The organism is Pantoea sp. PA1 (genome assembly GCF_056856975.1).
On the sequence record NZ_JBXGEE010000001.1, the window covers coordinates 2,069,712 to 2,086,615 of the forward strand.

At 55.8% G+C, this 16,904-nt stretch carries 19 protein-coding genes; 8 read left to right on the forward strand and 11 right to left on the reverse strand.

What is annotated here, in order from left to right:
- The first annotated feature begins 132 nt into the window (after nucleotides 1–132).
- From cysK to crr, 5 genes are all read left to right on the forward strand, one after another.
- A complete protein-coding gene (gene cysK, locus AC1V0D_RS09925; protein WP_009088849.1) occupies nucleotides 133–1,101 on the forward strand; it encodes a cysteine synthase A in 969 nt (322 codons plus the stop codon).
- Nucleotides 1,102–1,121: 20 nt separating this feature from the next.
- Nucleotides 1,122–1,316, forward strand: coding sequence for a hypothetical protein (locus AC1V0D_RS09930; protein ID WP_058957424.1), 195 nt, complete (start codon nucleotides 1,122–1,124; stop codon nucleotides 1,314–1,316).
- Between the two features lie 172 nt (nucleotides 1,317–1,488).
- Nucleotides 1,489–1,746, forward strand: coding sequence for a phosphocarrier protein Hpr (gene ptsH / locus AC1V0D_RS09935; RefSeq protein ID WP_003848868.1), 258 nt, complete (start codon nucleotides 1,489–1,491; stop codon nucleotides 1,744–1,746).
- Between the two features lie 161 nt (nucleotides 1,747–1,907).
- The gene (gene ptsI, locus AC1V0D_RS09940; protein ID WP_009088845.1) at nucleotides 1,908–3,635 is read left to right on the forward strand and encodes a phosphoenolpyruvate-protein phosphotransferase PtsI; all 1,728 of its coding nucleotides are present in this window, start codon (nucleotides 1,908–1,910) and stop codon (nucleotides 3,633–3,635) included.
- Nucleotides 3,636–3,677: 42 nt separating this feature from the next.
- The gene (crr, locus tag AC1V0D_RS09945) at nucleotides 3,678–4,178 is read left to right on the forward strand and encodes a PTS glucose transporter subunit IIA (RefSeq protein ID WP_009088842.1); all 501 of its coding nucleotides are present in this window, start codon (nucleotides 3,678–3,680) and stop codon (nucleotides 4,176–4,178) included.
- A 62-nt stretch (nucleotides 4,179–4,240) separates the two neighbouring features.
- Here the strand turns inward: crr and AC1V0D_RS09950 are convergent, their stop codons facing one another.
- From AC1V0D_RS09950 to AC1V0D_RS09995, 10 genes are all read right to left on the reverse strand, one after another.
- Nucleotides 4,241–5,572: a HAMP domain-containing sensor histidine kinase gene (locus tag AC1V0D_RS09950; RefSeq protein WP_482907347.1), complete on the reverse strand. Its 1,332-nt coding sequence runs from the start codon at nucleotides 5,570–5,572 to the stop codon at nucleotides 4,241–4,243.
- Entirely contained in the window at nucleotides 5,569–6,249 is a 681-nt protein-coding gene (locus AC1V0D_RS09955) for a response regulator transcription factor (RefSeq protein WP_009088840.1), read from the reverse strand. The genes AC1V0D_RS09950 and AC1V0D_RS09955 overlap by 4 nt, the downstream gene beginning before the upstream one ends.
- A gap of 166 nt (nucleotides 6,250–6,415) precedes the next feature.
- Nucleotides 6,416–7,300 (reverse strand): cysteine synthase CysM, encoded by an 885-nt coding sequence (cysM, locus tag AC1V0D_RS09960; protein ID WP_046102338.1) that lies wholly within the window; start codon nucleotides 7,298–7,300, stop codon nucleotides 6,416–6,418.
- An 81-nt stretch (nucleotides 7,301–7,381) separates the two neighbouring features.
- A complete protein-coding gene (gene cysA / locus AC1V0D_RS09965; RefSeq protein WP_140029689.1) occupies nucleotides 7,382–8,470 on the reverse strand; it encodes a sulfate/thiosulfate ABC transporter ATP-binding protein CysA in 1,089 nt (362 codons plus the stop codon).
- Nucleotides 8,460–9,335: a sulfate/thiosulfate ABC transporter permease CysW gene (cysW, locus tag AC1V0D_RS09970; RefSeq protein ID WP_482907348.1), complete on the reverse strand. Its 876-nt coding sequence runs from the start codon at nucleotides 9,333–9,335 to the stop codon at nucleotides 8,460–8,462. Before cysW ends, cysA begins: the two co-directional genes overlap by 11 nt.
- Nucleotides 9,335–10,168, reverse strand: a complete 834-nt coding sequence (gene cysT, locus AC1V0D_RS09975; RefSeq protein WP_009088836.1) for a sulfate/thiosulfate ABC transporter permease CysT — start codon at nucleotides 10,166–10,168, stop codon at nucleotides 9,335–9,337. Before cysT ends, cysW begins: the two co-directional genes overlap by 1 nt.
- Nucleotides 10,168–11,184, reverse strand: coding sequence for a sulfate ABC transporter substrate-binding protein (locus tag AC1V0D_RS09980; protein WP_482907349.1), 1,017 nt, complete (start codon nucleotides 11,182–11,184; stop codon nucleotides 10,168–10,170). Before AC1V0D_RS09980 ends, cysT begins: the two co-directional genes overlap by 1 nt.
- 241 nt (nucleotides 11,185–11,425) lie before the next feature.
- Nucleotides 11,426–12,043 carry an RpoE-regulated lipoprotein gene (locus AC1V0D_RS09985; protein ID WP_350769210.1) on the reverse strand — a complete coding sequence of 206 codons (618 nt, stop codon included), beginning with the start codon at nucleotides 12,041–12,043 and terminating at the stop codon, nucleotides 11,426–11,428.
- 64 nt (nucleotides 12,044–12,107) lie between these two features.
- Nucleotides 12,108–12,575 carry a DUF2919 domain-containing protein gene (locus AC1V0D_RS09990; RefSeq protein WP_009088833.1) on the reverse strand — a complete coding sequence of 156 codons (468 nt, stop codon included), beginning with the start codon at nucleotides 12,573–12,575 and terminating at the stop codon, nucleotides 12,108–12,110.
- Nucleotides 12,565–12,990: a GNAT family acetyltransferase gene (locus AC1V0D_RS09995; protein ID WP_140029692.1), complete on the reverse strand. Its 426-nt coding sequence runs from the start codon at nucleotides 12,988–12,990 to the stop codon at nucleotides 12,565–12,567. The genes AC1V0D_RS09990 and AC1V0D_RS09995 overlap by 11 nt, the downstream gene beginning before the upstream one ends.
- A gap of 208 nt (nucleotides 12,991–13,198) precedes the next feature.
- Here AC1V0D_RS09995 and amiA point away from each other — a divergent pair, with 208 nt between their 5' ends.
- On the forward strand, nucleotides 13,199–14,047 hold the full coding sequence (gene amiA / locus AC1V0D_RS10000) for an N-acetylmuramoyl-L-alanine amidase AmiA (RefSeq protein WP_009088831.1): 849 nt from the start codon (nucleotides 13,199–13,201) through the stop codon (nucleotides 14,045–14,047).
- Between the two features lie 187 nt (nucleotides 14,048–14,234).
- Here the strand turns inward: amiA and AC1V0D_RS10005 are convergent, their stop codons facing one another.
- The gene (locus AC1V0D_RS10005) at nucleotides 14,235–14,444 is read right to left on the reverse strand and encodes a hypothetical protein (RefSeq protein ID WP_482907350.1); all 210 of its coding nucleotides are present in this window, start codon (nucleotides 14,442–14,444) and stop codon (nucleotides 14,235–14,237) included.
- 182 nt (nucleotides 14,445–14,626) lie between these two features.
- On the opposite strand from AC1V0D_RS10005, the gene hemF reads away from it, so the two are divergent.
- Together hemF and AC1V0D_RS10015 are read left to right on the forward strand one after the other, a co-directional pair.
- Entirely contained in the window at nucleotides 14,627–15,541 is a 915-nt protein-coding gene (gene hemF / locus AC1V0D_RS10010) for an oxygen-dependent coproporphyrinogen oxidase (RefSeq protein ID WP_482907351.1), read from the forward strand.
- 199 nt (nucleotides 15,542–15,740) lie between these two features.
- The gene (locus AC1V0D_RS10015; RefSeq protein WP_482907352.1) at nucleotides 15,741–16,580 is read left to right on the forward strand and encodes a class I SAM-dependent methyltransferase; all 840 of its coding nucleotides are present in this window, start codon (nucleotides 15,741–15,743) and stop codon (nucleotides 16,578–16,580) included.
- Nucleotides 16,581–16,904 lie beyond the last annotated feature (324 nt).

Below are 16,904 nucleotides of genomic sequence, written 5' to 3' on the forward strand. Positions count from 1 at the left end.
CGCGCCTTATGCTCTTTTTAACAAGGCTTATTGCCGGGTGACATATAGATATGCGATTTCTTTCCTTCCGCCCCCAGGCAGAACAGGTATGCTCATAGGGTTCCCAATAATTCATACAGTTAAGGACAGGCTATGAGTAAGATCTACGAAGACAACTCTTTGACAATTGGTCATACGCCATTGGTTCGACTGAACCGCATCGGTAACGGCCGCATCCTTGCGAAAGTTGAATCCCGTAACCCGAGCTTCAGCGTAAAATGCCGTATCGGTGCCAATATGATTTGGGACGCAGAGAAACGCGGTATTCTGAAACCGGGTATTGAACTGGTTGAACCGACCAGCGGCAATACCGGGATTGCCCTCGCCTATGTGGCCGCCGCGCGCGGTTATAAACTGACCCTGACCATGCCTGAGACGATGTCCGTTGAGCGTCGTAAACTGCTGAAAGCGCTGGGCGCGAATCTGGTCCTGACTGAAGGTGCCAAAGGCATGAAAGGGGCTATCGGCAAAGCTGAAGAGATTGTTGCAAGCGACCCGGATAAATATGTCCTGCTGCAGCAGTTCAGCAACCCGGCTAACCCGGAGATCCATGAAAAGACCACCGGCCCGGAAATCTGGGAAGATACCGACGGCGAAGTGGATGTCTTTATTGCTGGTGTCGGCACCGGCGGTACGCTGACCGGCGTGAGCCGCTACATCAAGAACACCAAAGGTAAAAAAGATCTGATCACCGTCGCGGTGGAGCCAACCGATTCGCCGGTCATTGCTCAGGCCCTGGCAGGTGCGGAGATCAAACCTGGCCCTCACAAAATCCAGGGGATCGGCGCAGGCTTTATTCCGGGCAACCTCGAACTGAATCTGGTTGATCGGGTTGTGGCCATCACGAATGAGGAAGCGATCAGCACTGCGCGTCTGCTGATGGAGCAGGAAGGCATTCTGGCCGGTATCTCCTCCGGTGCTGCGGTCGCCGCCGCACTGAAGTTGCAGGAAGAGGAAACCTTCGCCAACAAGAATATCGTGGTGATTCTCCCCTCCTCAGGTGAACGCTATCTGAGTACCGCTTTGTTCGCCGATCTCTTTACAGAAAAAGAGCTGCAGTAGTCGGGGCAGAAAGTCTGAAAATGCCGCAAAAAGCACCCGACCGGGTGCTTTTTTGTGGCGCAGATCTCACTTTCACCACCCGGCAGATTGATTTCAGTGACGCCGCTCTGGTATTTAGACTGCCAATTATTTCGATGCCTGAAATTAATCCGCGTTTGAAGTGGATCAAGCTGAATCGATTTACGGATTCAGTGAAACGGCGAATCACGGCATAATTAACCGGTGACGTGTAGAATCGGTTTTACGACGCAACGGAATGTCGATTTGACGCATGCGCGTCCTGGGTCAGCATGAAGCTATACCCGCGCACCGACACAGGCTAAAGTGAAGGCTCCAGGCTAGACTTTAGATCCATAACACTCATTCTGATAACGTTGGGGAAATAGAATGTTCCAGCAAGAAGTTACCATTACTGCACCAAACGGTCTGCATACTCGCCCAGCAGCGCAATTCGTTAAAGAAGCCAAAGCTTTCCAGTCAGAAATCACTGTGACCTCTAACGGTAAATCTGCCAGCGCCAAGAGCCTGTTCAAGCTGCAGACACTGGGTTTAACGCAGGGAACCGTTGTGACCCTGTCAGCAGAAGGCGAAGACGAACAGAAAGCAGTTGAGCATCTGGTCAAACTGATGGCTGAACTGGAGTAATCTCCGCTCAGCTCTCCAGCCAATCGACTCCTCTGCGCCATTGAGTGCAAACATCTTGATCGCGGACAATCTGTCCGCGTTATTGCTTTCGTAGAGTACGTGTCCCGCGACAATGGCACCGCAAAGAGTCCCATCAGCCATCGTGATTAAAAGGTAGCGTTATGATTTCAGGCATTTTAGCATCACCAGGTATCGCTTTCGGCAAAGCACTGCTGCTGAAAGAAGACGAGATCGTCATCAACCGTAAAAAAATTTCTGATGACCAGGTTGAGCAGGAAGTTCAGCGCTTCCTCGATGGTCGCGGTAAAGCGGCACAGCAACTGGAAGCGATTCGCGTCAAAGCGGGTGAAACCCTCGGTGAAGAGAAAGCTGCGATCTTCGAAGGCCACATTATGTTGCTGGAAGATGAAGAGCTGGAGCAGGAAATCATCGACCTGATCAAAAAAGATCACGCCTCTGCCGATGCTGCTGTCGACTCGGTTATCGATGGTCAGGCGAAAGCGCTGGAAGAGTTAGACGATGAGTACCTGAAAGAGCGTGCGGCTGACGTGCGCGACATCGGTAAGCGTCTGCTGCAAAACATCCTCGGTCTGCATATCGTTGACCTGAGCGCCATTCCGGATGAATCCATTCTGGTAGCAAAAGATTTAACGCCGTCAGAAACCGCACAGCTGAACCTGAAAAAGGTGCTGGGCTTTATTACCGATCTGGGTGGCCGTACCTCACATACCTCAATCATGGCGCGCTCGCTGGAGATCCCAGCCATTGTCGGCACCGGCAATGTCACCGTCACGGTTAAAAACGGCGACTTCCTGATCCTGGATGGTGTGAACAATGCGATTCACGTCAATCCTTCTGACGCCGTTCAGGAAGAGCTGAAAGCCGTACAGAACCAGTATCTGTCGGAAAAACACGAATTAGCCAAGCTGAAAGACCTGCCTGCGGTCACGCTGGATGGTCATCAGGTTGAAGTCTGCGCCAACATCGGCACCGTGCGCGACGTCGCCGGCGCAGAGCGCAATGGCGCAGAAGGCGTGGGTCTTTACCGCACCGAGTTCCTGTTCATGGATCGTGACGCGCTGCCGACCGAAGAAGAGCAGTTCCAGGCGTATAAAGCCGTCGCTGAAGCCATGGGTTCACAGGCCGTTATCGTCCGTACCATGGATATCGGCGGTGACAAAGATCTGCCTTACATGAACCTGCCGAAAGAGGAAAACCCTTTCCTCGGCTGGCGCGCTATCCGTATCGCCATGGACCGCAAAGAGATTCTGCATGCGCAGCTGCGTGCTATCCTGCGCGCCTCCTCCTTCGGCAAACTGCGCATTATGTTCCCAATGATCATTTCCGTTGAAGAAGTGCGTTCGCTGAAAGCGGAACTGGAACTGCTGAAAGCGCAGCTGCGTGAAGAAGGCAAAGCGTTCGACGAGTCCATCGAAGTCGGTATCATGGTGGAAACCCCGGCGTCAGCGGTGATTGCACGTCATCTGGCGAAAGAAGTCGACTTCTTCAGTATTGGGACAAACGATCTGACGCAGTATACTCTGGCGGTCGATCGTGGTAACGATTTGATTTCGCACCTGTACAATCCAATGACGCCGTCTGTGCTTAACTTAATTAAGCAAGTCATTGATGCATCTCACGCTGAAGGTAAATGGACCGGCATGTGTGGTGAGCTGGCAGGTGATGAACGTGCTACACTACTGTTACTGGGAATGGGGCTGGACGAGTTCAGCATGAGTGCCATTTCTATCCCTGGCATCAAGAAAATCATTCGTAATACTAATTTTGAAGATGCGAAGGCATTGGCAGAGCAGGCACTGGCTCAACCGACAGCGGAAGATTTAATGAACCTGGTGAACAAGTTCATTAAAGAAAAAACGCTCTGCTAATCTGCATGATGCTGGCCCCAAATTACTGCTTAGGAGAAGATCATGGGTTTGTTTTCTAAACTTTTTGGCGAAAAAACGGATAGCGCTGGGACAATCGATATCGTAGCGCCTCTGTCAGGCGAAATTGTGAATATTGAAGACGTACCAGATGTGGTGTTTGCAGAAAAAATCGTGGGCGACGGTATCGCGATCAAACCGACTGGCAACAAAATGGTTGCGCCGGTGGATGGCACTATCGGTAAGATTTTTGAAACCAACCATGCTTTTTCAATCGAATCGGACAACGGCATTGAGCTGTTCGTGCATTTCGGTATCGATACGGTTGAACTGAAAGGTGAAGGTTTCAAACGCATCGCTGAAGAAGGCCAGAAGGTCAAAAAAGGCGACGTCGTTATCGAGTTCGATCTGCCATTGCTGGAAGAGAAAGCGAAATCAACCCTGACTCCGGTTGTTATCTCCAACATGGATGAAATCAAGGAACTGATTAAGCTCTCTGGCCAGGTCACCGTCGGCGAAACGCCGGTGATTCGCATCAGAAAATAAGGCTTTGTTCCTGCTCTGACGGCACCTTCGGGTGCCGTTTTCGTTTCTGCTCTCTGCGCTTTTCAGGAGGGCCAGTGCGGCAGCCGCAGCGTCAGTTCCAGCCCTCCTTCCGGCCGGTTCCGTGCCTCGACTTCACCCTGATGCGCCAGCACCACTTTGCGGACGATCGCCAGCCCGAGGCCATAGCCCTTTCCCATCAGCGGTGAGTTGACCCGCACAAACGGGTCAAAGATGCTGGAGAGTTTCTCTTCATCGACACCCGGCCCCTGATCGCGCACCTGAATTTCCAGCCACTGCTGCGCGGTGCGCAGTTCAACCTCGATCCGCTGGCCTGGCAGGGAAAAGCGCAGCGCGTTGCGTAACACATTCTCGGTGGCGCGCCGTATCAGTTCGGCATTGCCACGCACGGTGTAGTCGGCCCGATTGTCCACCTGAAACGCCACCTGCACACCGGGGAGCTGCGCTTCATAGCGGACATCGGTGATCACCGCCTCCAGCAGGCCGGTGAGGTCAAAGTACTGCTCATCCGGAATACTTTCATGCTCAGCGCGCGACAGCGTCAGCAGTTCACCGATCATCTTATCCAGCCGGCGCGCCTCTTCGTCGATACGATCGAGCGAACTGTGCACATTTTCAGGCGTCTGCCTGGCCAGCCCGGTCGCCAGCTGCAGGCGCGCCAGCGGTGAACGCAGCTCGTGTGAGATATCGTGCAGCAGCTCTTCGCGCGCGTGGACCAGGGTCTCCAGCCGCTCAGCCATGGTATCGAAGGCCCGGGCGACATCAGAAATCTCATCATGCCGTTTACGCATCACCGGAAAAAGCCGCACGCTTAAATCGCCCTCTGCGACCCGGGAGAACCCTTCGCGCAGCTGACGCATGGGTCGCGTCAGATTCCAGGCAAGCAGCAGGCTGAAGAGTAATCCTACCGAACCGGCGAAGACAAACATCGGCTCAGGGATATTGAGGAATCTGCGCGGCATGCTGTTCATCATGCTCTCTTTTCGCATGCCATCAATGTCATAGCGCAGCTGATACCCTTTTCCATCGGCGCCGCGCACCCAGCGCTCACTTTCGGCGGGCCGATGCGCCTCCCCATCCGGGTTAGCCTGTGCAGGCGACGGTTGCGCCTGTGGCAGGATGTGGAAAAACTGCCGGTCACGTTCGTCCCAGCCCGACAGCATCGCGTTCAGCGCCTCAGGCCCGTTCTGCGCCAGCACCGTCGCCGCCGAGGTGAGTTGCAGATCGGCCACGCGGCGGACCGCCACCAGTTCAGGCGGCTCGTGTCGTCTACCGGAGAGCGAAAAGCCGAGCCAGATAAGCTGACTGATGATGACAAAGACGATCCAGAAGCCGATAAAGATCTTCCAGAACAGGCGTCCACGGTAGTGCCTCATCGAATGCGATAACCGATACTGCGAACGGTTTCGATCGTGATGCTGTCAGCGGTTAAGGCACTGAGCTTCTGACGGATGTTGCTGATATGCACATCGACGCTGCGATCATACGCCTCGCGCGGGCGACCAAGTCCCTTCTCCGACAGCTCATCTTTTGAGACCACCCTGTCCGGGGCGCGCATCAGCAGTTCCAGCAGATTAAATTCCGAGGCGGTGAGATCGAAGGCTTTCTCCTGCCATTCACTGATACGGGTGGCGGGATTGAGGGTCAGCGCCCCCCAGCGCAGCGGCTCCTGGCTATCCGGCTGCGGAGCCTGCTCTTCGAAACGCCGCAGCACCGCCCGCAGACGTGCCACCAGCTCGCGCGGATAGCAGGGCTTGGGCATATAGTCATCGGCCCCCATCTCCAGACCGATTACGCGGTCAATGTTATCGCCTTTGGCGGTCAGCATGATCACCGGTATACGGCTGTTCTGACGCACCTGCCGCAGAACGTCAATGCCACTCATGTCGGGCAGCATGATGTCCAGGATCATCGCGGTGAACTGGCCGGAGAGCGCGCCCTGAATCCCGGCGCTGCCGGTCAGCACCAGCTGAGCATCGAAGCCTTCCGCAATCAGGTACTGGCTTAACATCGTGCCGAGCTCTACATCATCATCAACAAGCAGAATTTTCATGGTCATTTCTCCGGAGAACGGGCGCTATTTTCACCTGTGCGGCTGAACGGCGCAGCCTGATTTACGTGATCCTTACAGATTCACACTCGCTGGCACAGTAAACCGGGCAAAAAAAAGGCCTGTGGGCAGCAGACGCTTCACAGGCCAGGTTTCGCATCCACAGCGGTTACGGGTGATAGAGACCGGTCGAAAGATAACGATCGCCGCGATCGCAGGCGATCGCCACCACCACGCTTCCCGGATTTGCCTCGGCGATGCGCAGTGCCCCCGCCACCGCGCCGCCTGAACTGACGCCACAGAAGATGCCCTCACGGCGTGCCAGCGCCCGCATGGTCTCCTCCGCTTCCTTCTGCGTCATATCGATGACGTCATCCACCAGATTGGGACGGTAGATCCCCGGCAGATAGGCCAGCGGCCAGCGACGGATGCCCGGAATGCTGCTGCCCTCGCTGGGCTGTAAGCCAATGACCTGCACGCCGGTGTTGTGCTCTTTCAGGTAGCGTCCCACGCCGGTGATCGTGCCGGTGGTGCCCATACTGGAGACAAAATGGGTCATACGCTGATTCGACTGCTGCCACAGCTCCGGGCCGGTGGTCTGATAGTGGCCCAGCGGATTATCGGGATTGTTGAACTGATCCAGCACCCGGCCCTCGCCGCGTGCCGCCATCGCCTGCGCCAGATCGCGCGCCCCTTCCATTCCCTGCTCGCGCGGCACCAGTATCAGCTCTGCCCCATAAGCACGCATCGCATCCTGCCGCTCCTGACTCATGTTGTCCGGCATCAGCAGGCGCATACGGTAGCCTTTCATCGCGGCGATCATCGCCAGCGCAATGCCGGTGTTGCCACTGGTGGCTTCGATCAGCTGATCGCCGGGCGTGATATCTCCGCGCAGCTCCGCCTGATTGATCATCGACCAGGCCGCACGATCCTTGACCGAACCCGCCGGATTGTTGCCTTCCAGCTTAAGCCAGACCTCACTGCCGTTAGCGGGCGTCAGGCGCTGTAACCTGACCAGCGGGGTATTGCCGATGGTATTTTCAAGAGTCGTCACGGTAAGGTTCCTGGCTTAATGCAAACAGAAGGCAAAAAAAAGGCGGGAGTCACACTCCCGCCCGGTGTTGATCAGAAAATATCAGGCGCTCTGGGCAAAGGCAACAGCGCGCAGCGGGGTATCACCCTTATAGAGACGCGCCTGCTGCAGGCCAACAAACAGGCGTTCGCCACGAATCGGGGCGGTCTGTTCACCTTCAAATACCAGCGAAAACGGCTCGCTCTGCCAGCCAGCGGGCTGCACCACCAGCTGCCAGAAGTGTCCACGCGGACTCACTTCCAGCACCTGCACCGGCAGCGGGGTTTCCAGGCTGCTGTGGCGGGACACATCGATTTCCCACGGACGCAGGAACAGCTCAACCGGGCCCTGATGTGCCGAGGTATACCCCAGCGGCCAGTGATGCGCGCCGACATGGAACTGCGACCCGTGGATCTCACCATCAAAGCGATTCACTTCACCCAGGAACTCCAGCACAAAGCGGGTTGCCGGATCGCGCCACACGTCATCTGGCGTGCCGACCTGCTCGATATTACCCTGGCTCATCACCACCACGCGGTCTGCCACTTCCATCGCCTCTTCCTGGTCGTGGGTCACAAACACGCTGGTAAATTTCAGCTCTTCATGCAGCTGACGCAGCCAGCGACGCAGCTCTTTACGCACCTGCGCATCGAGCGCGCCAAAAGGTTCATCCAGCAGCAGGATTTGCGGTTCTACCGCTAACGCACGCGCCAGCGCCACACGCTGTTTCTGCCCGCCCGACAGCTGAGCCGGGAAGCGGTTCGCCAGATGGGCCAGCTGCACCATCTCCAGCAGACGGGTAACACGCTGTTTGATCTCGGCCGCAGAAGGACGTTCCCGACGCGGCAGTACCGTCAGGCCAAAGGCGATGTTGTCGAACACCGTCATATGGCGGAACAGCGCATAGTGCTGGAAAACAAATCCAACCTGACGATCGCGCGCATGCAGACGGCTCACATCGTTGCCATGAAAACGGATCTGGCCGCTGTTCTGATGCTCCAGCCCGGCAATAATGCGCAGCAGCGTGGTTTTACCGGAGCCGGATGGGCCAAGCAGCGCCACCATTTCACCCGAGGCAATATCCAGAGAGATATCGTTCAGCACCGAGGTGCGACCAAAGGATTTGTTGATCTTGTTAATCTCAATGCTCATGATTTCCCTCCTGTTGCAGGTGCTTGTGCTGTTGCTCCAGACGCCACTGCACAATACTTTTCAGAAACAACGTTACAATGGCCATCAGGGTCAGCAGCGCGGCAGCGGTGAAGGCGCCGACCGTATTGTAATCCTGATGCAATAATTCAACCTGAAGCGGCAGCGTATAGGTCTCACCGCGAATCGATCCCGATACCACCGAGACCGCACCAAATTCACCAATCGCACGGGCGTTGGTCAGCACGATGCCATACAGCAGCGCCCAGCGAATGTTCGGCAATGTCACACGACGGAACATCTGCCAGCCTGAAGCGCCCAGCAGCACTGCCGCTTCATCTTCGTGACTGCCCTGGCTCAGCATCACCGGCACCAGTTCGCGCACCACAAACGGACAGGTCACAAACACGGTCGCCAGCACCATGCCCGGCCAGGCGAACATAACCTGGATGTTATGCGCATCCAGCCAGCCGCCCGCCGGACCGTTGACGCCCCAGAACAGCAGATACATCAGACCGGCCACCACCGGCGACACGGCAAACGGAATATCAAGCAGGGTCAGCAGCAGCTGACGCCCCGGAAAGGTAAAGCGGGTCACCAGCCAGGCGAGCAGCGTGCCGAACACCAGGTTAACCGGAACGGTGATCAGCGCCACCATCACCGTCAGCCAGATGGCGTGCAGCATATCGGGGTCAGCCAGGTTGCTCAGGGAGACCAGCAGCCCCTGATTCAGCGCCTCCCAGAAGATGGAGACCATCGGCACCAGCAGCAGCAGAATCGAGAGCAGCGCACCGATACCAATCAGCAGCCATTTTCCCCAGTTCACCGGCTGGCGATCCGCATGATTCAGTTGTGAGACCTCAGCCATTAGTGACCTCCCAGTCGACGGCCAAAGCGGCTCTGTAAGGTGTTAATCGCAAATAACAGGATAAGCGAGGCGGCCAGGATCACCGAGGCGATGGCGCTGGCGGCCGGATAGTCAAACTCCTGCAACCGGACAAAAATCATCAGCGAGGTCACTTCCGTTTTCCAGGCGATGTTACCGGCAATAAAGATCACCGCACCAAACTCCCCCAGGCTGCGGGTAAAGGAGAGCGCCGTGCCCGCCAGCAGCGCCGGGGCGACTTCCGGTAACACAACCCGACGGAAGCTCTGCCACGGTGTGGCACCCAGCGTTTCCGCGGCTTCTTCATACTCCGGGCCTAACTCCTCCAGCACCGGCTGTACCGTGCGCACCACAAACGGGATGCTGGTGAAGGCCATGGCGATGGCGATGCCGATCCAGGTGTAGGAGATTTTGATATCGAAATGGGCAAACCACTGTCCATACCAGCCGTTGACCGAAAAGAGTCCGGCCAGTGTCAGGCCCGCGACGGCGGTCGGCAGCGCAAACGGCAGATCCATCAGGCCATCCAGCAGCGTGCGGCCCGGGAAGCGGTAGCGGGTCAGGATCCACGCCATCAGCATGCCGAACACCGCATTAAACAGCGAGGCGACACCGGCGGAGAGCAGCGTAACCTTGTAGGCCGCAACCAGCTGCGGGTTGGTCACCACATCCCAGTACTGCTGAAGGGTCATCTGTGACAGCTGCATGATCACGGCGCTGATGGGCAGCAGCAGAATCAGGCAGGTAAAAAGCAGGCTGGTGCCCAGGCTCAGTCCAAAGCCGGGCAACACGCGTTTATGACTTGCTGCAAACATTATCCACGCCCCGCCGCTAACAATTTATCCAGCTCACCGCCGCTGGCGAAATGCGTTTTCATCACGTTGTCCCAGCCGCCAAAGGCCTCTTCAACCCGGAACAGGCTGGTCTGCGGGAAGCGATCCTTCTGCTCTGCCATCAGCTGCGGATTGTTCACGCGATAGTAGTAGTGCGTAATAATCGTCTGCGCTTCCGGTGTGTAGAGGTAGCGGAGATAGGCACTGGCCGCATCCGCGGTATGGTTAGCGGCAACGTTTTTATCTACCCACGCCACCGGGAACTCCGCCAGAATGTTGGTTTTCGGCACGATCACCTCATACTCATCTTTGCCGTACTGATTGCGGATATTGTTTACTTCCGACTCAAAGCTAATCAGCACGTCGCCCAGACCACGCTCAGCGAAGGTCGTGGTCGCACCACGGCCCCCGGTATCGAAAACTTCAACGTTTTTCAGAAACTGCGTCATAAAGGCACGGGTTTTAGCCTGATCGTTACCGTCCGCTTTATCAGCAGCCCCCCAGGCGGCCAGATAGGTATAGCGACCATTGCCGGACGTTTTCGGGTTGGGGAAAATCAGCTTCACATCGTTACGGGTCAAATCTGACCAGTCATGAATCTGCTTTGGGTTTCCTTTGCGCACCAGAAACGCCATGGTGGAATAGAACGGTGAACTGTTATTTGGCAGACGGCTTTTCCAGTCTGCGGCAATCAGGTTGCCTTTATCATGCAGGACCTGCACATCCGTCACCTGGTTGTAAGTGACAACATCGGCGCGCAGTCCCTGCAGGATAGCCAGCGCCTGTTTAGATGAACCGGCATGGGACATTTTGATGGTCAGCGGGTCGGCAGGATGGCTGGCATCCCACTGTTTAACGAAAGGGGCATTCAGGGCAACAAACAGCTCCCGGGACACATCGTAAGAGCTGTTAAGAAGTTCAGTGGCATTGCCTGCGCCAGCAAGGCTCAGCGACAACGCGATACCGCTCACGACTTTTTTCATCGCTTGTAATGTCATTTGGCACCCTGAAAAAAATTTGATGCGGATCTCACCCGCTGAAACATCAGTTTATTTATAACTCAGGGAAAACCAGTAACGGTTTTATATATCGTTTGATGATTTCAAAGTCGAAAAAAGCATAAGACAGCGGCAGAGTTTATGCAGAAATCAGCAAAAGCCGCAGAGAGGATAACCCCCGCCGAGTACCAGCCTGCGGGGGTGACCAGGCGCGTCAGCGCATGGCGTTTAGCAGGCAGAGTTAACGCTGCCAGACGATTTTGCTGAGTTTCCAGGTTTTCAGCGTGTCATCAGAAGGCATCAGTCCTTCCGGTCCATGCCAGTCGCCATGGTAGAGATAGGTGAGATGCTGACTGCCAGGGGCCCGGCATGCTATGTCTCGCGCATCCGTTCCGCTGGCCAGGGTGCAGTTGCTGAAGGCTTTGGTGAACTTATTGCTGAAGGCATCGCCCACTTTACTGCCGTCGCTGCTGGCAATCTGGCTGTCCATCACCTCAATGCGTTCAACCTGCGACTGCCCGTAAATCACCAGCTTCACCTTGTCGTCATCCAGCGCCTGCCAGAACGCAACCACCTGACCGTTTTCGCCACGCATGCCCTGACGCAGGGTGTAATCCCCGTTAAGGCCGGCTTTGATCGCCTCCTCTTTCATGGCCGTCGAGGCGGTCAGTCCGCCTACGCCCTGCTCCGTCGCGGTGAGCGATGAACCGAACCAGTTCCACGGCAGCGCCGAGGACCAGTGATACGTCAGCGGATTCCACCAGCTGGCCTGCTGGCTGCTGTCAGTGCCGGAACCCGAACTGGCACAGCCGCTCAGTGCAACGGCGGCGATCAGTAGCGTGGAACGAACAGCTTTCATGAGAACTCCTGTAAATACGATGCCGGAAGGCGGAACTGATTGGAGTCGCAAAGCGCCAAAAAGTTTATTTAAGATGATGTTCAGGCAGAAAGCAGTCGCGGCAGCGACGGTCAGTCTGCAGCCAGATGAGTGCCAGCAGGTCAAACAGCGTCAGCAACAGGGGCAGCGGCGAACTGAGCAGATCACCCTGCACAAACTGCAGTCCCTGCCAGATGAGATTCACTAAAAACGACAGCGACAGCACGCTGCGCCAGTGCTGCCAGAGTCGCGGCAGCCGCAGCCGGTAACCGGTCAGCAGCAGACCTGCCAGCGCCGGTAACCCCAGGGCAAGACCGATCCAGAACGCCTGGCGATCCGGATAGAAGAGCGCCAGCAGATCGTTGCCCTGCTGCCGTGATGCCCCGGCCATCACCAGCAGTAGCCAGGTGCGCGCCTGCAGTAACAGGATCAGCCAAAAAAGAAACGGCAGCCGCAGCTGCCCTCTGGCGTCATAGTGGTCCGGCTGATAGTCAGGGGACGGTTTAGTATTCACGATCTTCGATCAGACGTTTGCCAAACAGCAGTACATCGACCGGCTCATAATCGAGCTTCTCGTAAAAGGCCACCACCTGATCGTTCTCTTCGCGGATCATCAGATGCAGCTTCGGACAGCCGCGAGCGATGAGCTTCTTCTCCAGACGATTCATCAGCGCATTCGCAAAACCGCGTCCCTGATAGTCAGGATGCACCGCCAGATAATAGGCCGCACCGCGATGACCATCGTAGCCCCCCATCAGGGTGCCGACGACCACGCCGCCGACTTCAGCGACCAGAAAGAGATCGGGGTCGTGATGCATTTTGCGTTCGATATCCAGCTCCGGATCGTTCCATGGCCGTAACAAATCGCAACGTTCCCATAAGGTGATCACTTCTTCAAAATCTTCCTGGCGGAAGGCGCGGATTTCCATCTTCTTCACCTGCAATTAAGCACAATTTGCTGATTATCACGCATTCTCTGCCGCACGCAACCCTCGGCTGAACGGCGGCAAATAAAAAAGCGCAAATTTTCTGTTCGCGGCCTGCAATACAAAGTAATGCCCTGAAATGGTTATGTGATCGCAGACAACAGAGCCTTAGGCTATAACACCGGCAGGATTTCTGTTACCGGACCCGCACATGCACCTGCTTAAACGTTTGATTCATCGCCGTCAGTTACTCCTTTCCGGTCTGGCTCTGGCCGTTTTATCGCCGCGCGCGGTTCAGGCCAGAGAGCCTTCAGCGCTTACAGGAACAGGCCGCCATGCACGCCCTGCTCCGCCAGCCAGTAACGGAAAGCGCATTGTGATGATTGATCCCGGCCACGGGGGCATCGACTCCGGCGCGGTTGGCGAAGAGGGTTCAGAAGAGAAGCACATCGTGCTGGAGATTGCCGGTAACGTGAAACGGCAGCTGCAGAGCCATCCGCGCATCGAAGTGCGTCTGACCCGCGACAGCGACCACTTTATTCCGCTCTACCAGCGGGTGGAGATTGCTCATCAGCATGGCGCGCATCTGTTCATGTCGATCCATGCCGACGGCTTTACCAGCCCCGATGCCAGCGGCGCCTCGGTATTTGCCCTCTCTAATCGCGGTGCCAGTAGTTCAATGGCGCGTTATCTCTCTCAGCGTGAGAACGATGCGGACAAACTGGGCGGCGTGAAGGCGCAGCAGCAGGATCACTATCTGCAGCAGATCCTGTTCGATCTGGTTCAGACCGACACCATCAAAAACAGCCTGACGCTGGGCAAACATGTGCTGGATCAGATTCGACCGGTTCATCATCTGCATAGCCAGCACACGGAACAGGCGGCTTTCGCGGTCCTGAAGTCGCCCTCCATCCCTTCGGTGCTGGTTGAAACCTCCTTTATTACCAATCCGCACGAAGAGCAGTTGCTCGGCACCACGGCGTTTCGTCAGAAAATTGCCGCCGCCATTGCCAGCGGCATCGTCAACTACTTTGATGAGTTTGATCGCCGTAATGCCTGATGCGGAAAGTAACAATGACTCAGTGCAGAAGCTTGAATAAACGCATGTGAACCTGAGAAATGCTCCATCCGACGTAACGTTCAGGCGAAGCGAACGGCGGAATGGTCATTGTGAATTAAGTTTTAAGTAAGGCCGTATTAACGGCCTTCTGTCTGCCTCTCTGCCGGAAGTTAATCGTGGCAGAGGGTTATCGGCGGTCAGACTTATCCGCGATAAGATAAGTCAGCCCATAAATCACCAGACCAGCAACAAGCACCAGCAGCGGCCCGACAATACGCATCGCCCCTTCATTCAGCGTTGCGGTCAGAAATATGCCAATCACTATCGCCATAAGCACAAGTCCGCCTGACACCTCGGCTATCAGCTTCCGGATCAGCCTGATAATTTTCGATAGCATTAATAAACTCCTCCGCGGCCGATGGATTTTTGCACAGCGCTTCACCCATTTTTATAAAATTCTGCAAGGTTCTTCAGACATGAAAATTTCCCATTGTATGCCTGCCTGGATAGCCGCACTCATGCAAGCAGCCCGATTTTGCGTATAATCGCCCTAAATTAAAACCGACGATAAGCGAAAAGATGGCTGATATTTCCCGCGTAAAAGCATTCCTGCTCGCTCTGCAGGATGAGATTTGTAACCAGCTGGCGGCTGAAGATGGCGGCGCAGCGTTCGCAGAAGATAGCTGGCAGCGTCCTGGCGGCGGCGGCGGTAAGAGCCGCGTACTGCGAAACGGTGCGGTGTTTGAACAGGCAGGCGTAAACTTTTCGCACGTGCATGGCGATAAGATGCCGGCCTCGGCTACGGCGCACCGTCCGGAACTGGCGGGCCGCAGCTTTGAAGCGATGGGCGTGTCGCTGGTGATCCACCCGAACAATCCCTATGTGCCCACCAGCCACGCCAACGTGCGCTTTTTTATCGCGGAGAAACCCGGTGCCGATCCGGTGTGGTGGTTTGGCGGCGGGTTTGATCTCACGCCGTTCTACGGCTTCGAAGAAGATGCACTGCACTGGCATCAGACTGCCGCCGACCTCTGTCAGCCTTTTGGCGACGACGTTTATCCGCGATATAAAAAGTGGTGTGACGACTATTTCTATCTGAAACACCGCGATGAGCAGCGCGGCATTGGCGGCCTGTTTTTTGACGATCTCAACACGCCCGATTTTGAGCAGAGCTTCAGCTTTATGCAGGCGGTGGGACGCGGCTTTATTGATGCCTACCGGCCGATTGTGGCACGCCGCAAAGATCATCCGTGGGGCGATCGCGAGCGCCAGTTCCAGCTCTACCGCCGCGGGCGTTATGTGGAGTTCAATCTGGTGTGGGACCGTGGCACCCTGTTTGGCCTGCAGACCGGCGGCCGCACGGAATCGATCCTGATGTCGATGCCGCCGCTGGTGCGCTGGGAATATGATTATCAGCCTGAACCAGACTCGCCTGAAGCGGCCCTCTATCGCGACTTCCTGCCGGTGAAGAACTGGCTCAATCTGCCGTCATAATCCCCCGGACCGCAACGTGGCTCTCTGCCTGCGTTGCGGTTCATTACGCTGTCTCAACCGCCTGAAACCGTTCATCTTCCTGCCGCTCCCACCCGACCTGATAACCGATAAAAAGGGTTCAGTTCCGTTTGTTTCTCATTCATTAGTGCCCTGAATTTCATTGATACACTAGGCCATATTCAGGATAAGGACACCAATGATGGCTTCATTCACAGACCCCGATAAAAACCTTGAAACACGGAGTTTTGCGGAGATAGCGGAACGGCTTAACATCGAAATATACAGTGGTTTCAAACCCGACCTTTCTCCCTGGCTGGGCAGAAATATTATCTTCGACGACATCATCGCAAAGAGAGCGGCGACTGAAGGACACTACGAAGATCAATGCTCCGGGAAATATTACTTTGATATTTTTAATACCATTAAGTCGGCACTGGGTGAAGTCAGCAGAATCGTTGAAGTGGGCGTCTTTATGGGAGGCAGCACCTCTGTTCTGGCTGGCTGTGCACACTATCTGGGTATTGAACTCGATTTGATCGACATCAGCCCGGACCATTTACAGTTCGCCAGAGAGCGCGCAAGAAGAGCCTATCCGGAAACCGTCGAAAGCCGGGTCAGGATGTACCATGGCACCCTTCCGGAGTATGTCAGGGATGTGCTGATGAAAGAAGAAGGCGGAAACGTCATCATTCATCATGATGGCGCGCACGATTTCGAACAGGTGATTCGTGACCTCGGCAGCCTCTTTTATATCAAAGATAAACTGCACAGCTTACTGATTCAGGATACCCATCTGCGTGGCGTTCCGGAATCTTTCAATTTTGTCGATGCCGCCGTCTATTCTATTTTCGGTCGGGATGTCACTTATGCGCCGCTGGGCACCGTCTATCACGACGGGCCGGTTTGTGAACCGAACCGCTGGCAGGGCAACTATTTTATGCCGGGTGAACCCGAAGGGATGTATATCCCGCTGACGCATAATAAATTTTACTACCCGCACCCCAAAATAACGCTGGCGCAATTTTTTGAGAGGCAATAGCGCAGCGCGGAATTCGGGCCGCCTGTACTCTCATCGCGGCCTGTTTTAAAACGCCTTTCCCGGGGAGGCTCAGACATCCCCCCTGTTTAGCATTCAGCCTGCCCCGCCACATTTCACTGTGGCAGCGCTTTTACCGTCCCCGCGTTTTTACTTTCCGATTCACCGCACCGTTATCTGCTCCCGGCGTATGACGAGAGTGAGTGTCGTCACGCCGCTTTGATGCGGAGAGGGCACGGATTGCTACAGTGTTGCCTGCGTCATTTTCCCCGACTGCTATGCTTAAGGGTGGAATATGGCGCACCCCTCGGGTTACACCGCATGACG

Excerpts from the sequence above, each read along its gene's own strand:
- cysK (WP_009088849.1), top strand. The coding sequence starts at position 133 with ATGAGTAAGATCTACGAAGACAACTCTTTGACAATTGGTCATACGCCA.
- cysT (WP_009088836.1), bottom strand. The coding sequence starts at position 10,168 with ATGTTTGCAGCAAGTCATAAACGCGTGTTGCCCGGCTTTGGACTGAGC.
- AC1V0D_RS10005 (WP_482907350.1), bottom strand. The coding sequence starts at position 14,444 with ATGCTATCGAAAATTATCAGGCTGATCCGGAAGCTGATAGCCGAGGTG.
- AC1V0D_RS09930 (WP_058957424.1), top strand. The coding sequence starts at position 1,122 with ATGCCGCAAAAAGCACCCGACCGGGTGCTTTTTTGTGGCGCAGATCTC.
- AC1V0D_RS09950 (WP_482907347.1), bottom strand. The coding sequence starts at position 5,572 with ATGAGGCACTACCGTGGACGCCTGTTCTGGAAGATCTTTATCGGCTTC.
- cysW (WP_482907348.1), bottom strand. The coding sequence starts at position 9,335 with ATGGCTGAGGTCTCACAACTGAATCATGCGGATCGCCAGCCGGTGAAC.
- cysA (WP_140029689.1), bottom strand. The coding sequence starts at position 8,470 with ATGAGCATTGAGATTAACAAGATCAACAAATCCTTTGGTCGCACCTCG.
- amiA (WP_009088831.1), top strand. The coding sequence starts at position 13,199 with ATGCACCTGCTTAAACGTTTGATTCATCGCCGTCAGTTACTCCTTTCC.
- hemF (WP_482907351.1), top strand. The coding sequence starts at position 14,627 with ATGGCTGATATTTCCCGCGTAAAAGCATTCCTGCTCGCTCTGCAGGAT.
- AC1V0D_RS09955 (WP_009088840.1), bottom strand. The coding sequence starts at position 6,249 with ATGAAAATTCTGCTTGTTGATGATGATGTAGAGCTCGGCACGATGTTA.
- crr (WP_009088842.1), top strand. The coding sequence starts at position 3,678 with ATGGGTTTGTTTTCTAAACTTTTTGGCGAAAAAACGGATAGCGCTGGG.
- AC1V0D_RS09985 (WP_350769210.1), bottom strand. The coding sequence starts at position 12,043 with ATGAAAGCTGTTCGTTCCACGCTACTGATCGCCGCCGTTGCACTGAGC.
- AC1V0D_RS09995 (WP_140029692.1), bottom strand. The coding sequence starts at position 12,990 with ATGGAAATCCGCGCCTTCCGCCAGGAAGATTTTGAAGAAGTGATCACC.
- AC1V0D_RS09980 (WP_482907349.1), bottom strand. The coding sequence starts at position 11,184 with ATGACATTACAAGCGATGAAAAAAGTCGTGAGCGGTATCGCGTTGTCG.
- AC1V0D_RS10015 (WP_482907352.1), top strand. The coding sequence starts at position 15,741 with ATGGCTTCATTCACAGACCCCGATAAAAACCTTGAAACACGGAGTTTT.
- ptsI (WP_009088845.1), top strand. The coding sequence starts at position 1,908 with ATGATTTCAGGCATTTTAGCATCACCAGGTATCGCTTTCGGCAAAGCA.
- ptsH (WP_003848868.1), top strand. The coding sequence starts at position 1,489 with ATGTTCCAGCAAGAAGTTACCATTACTGCACCAAACGGTCTGCATACT.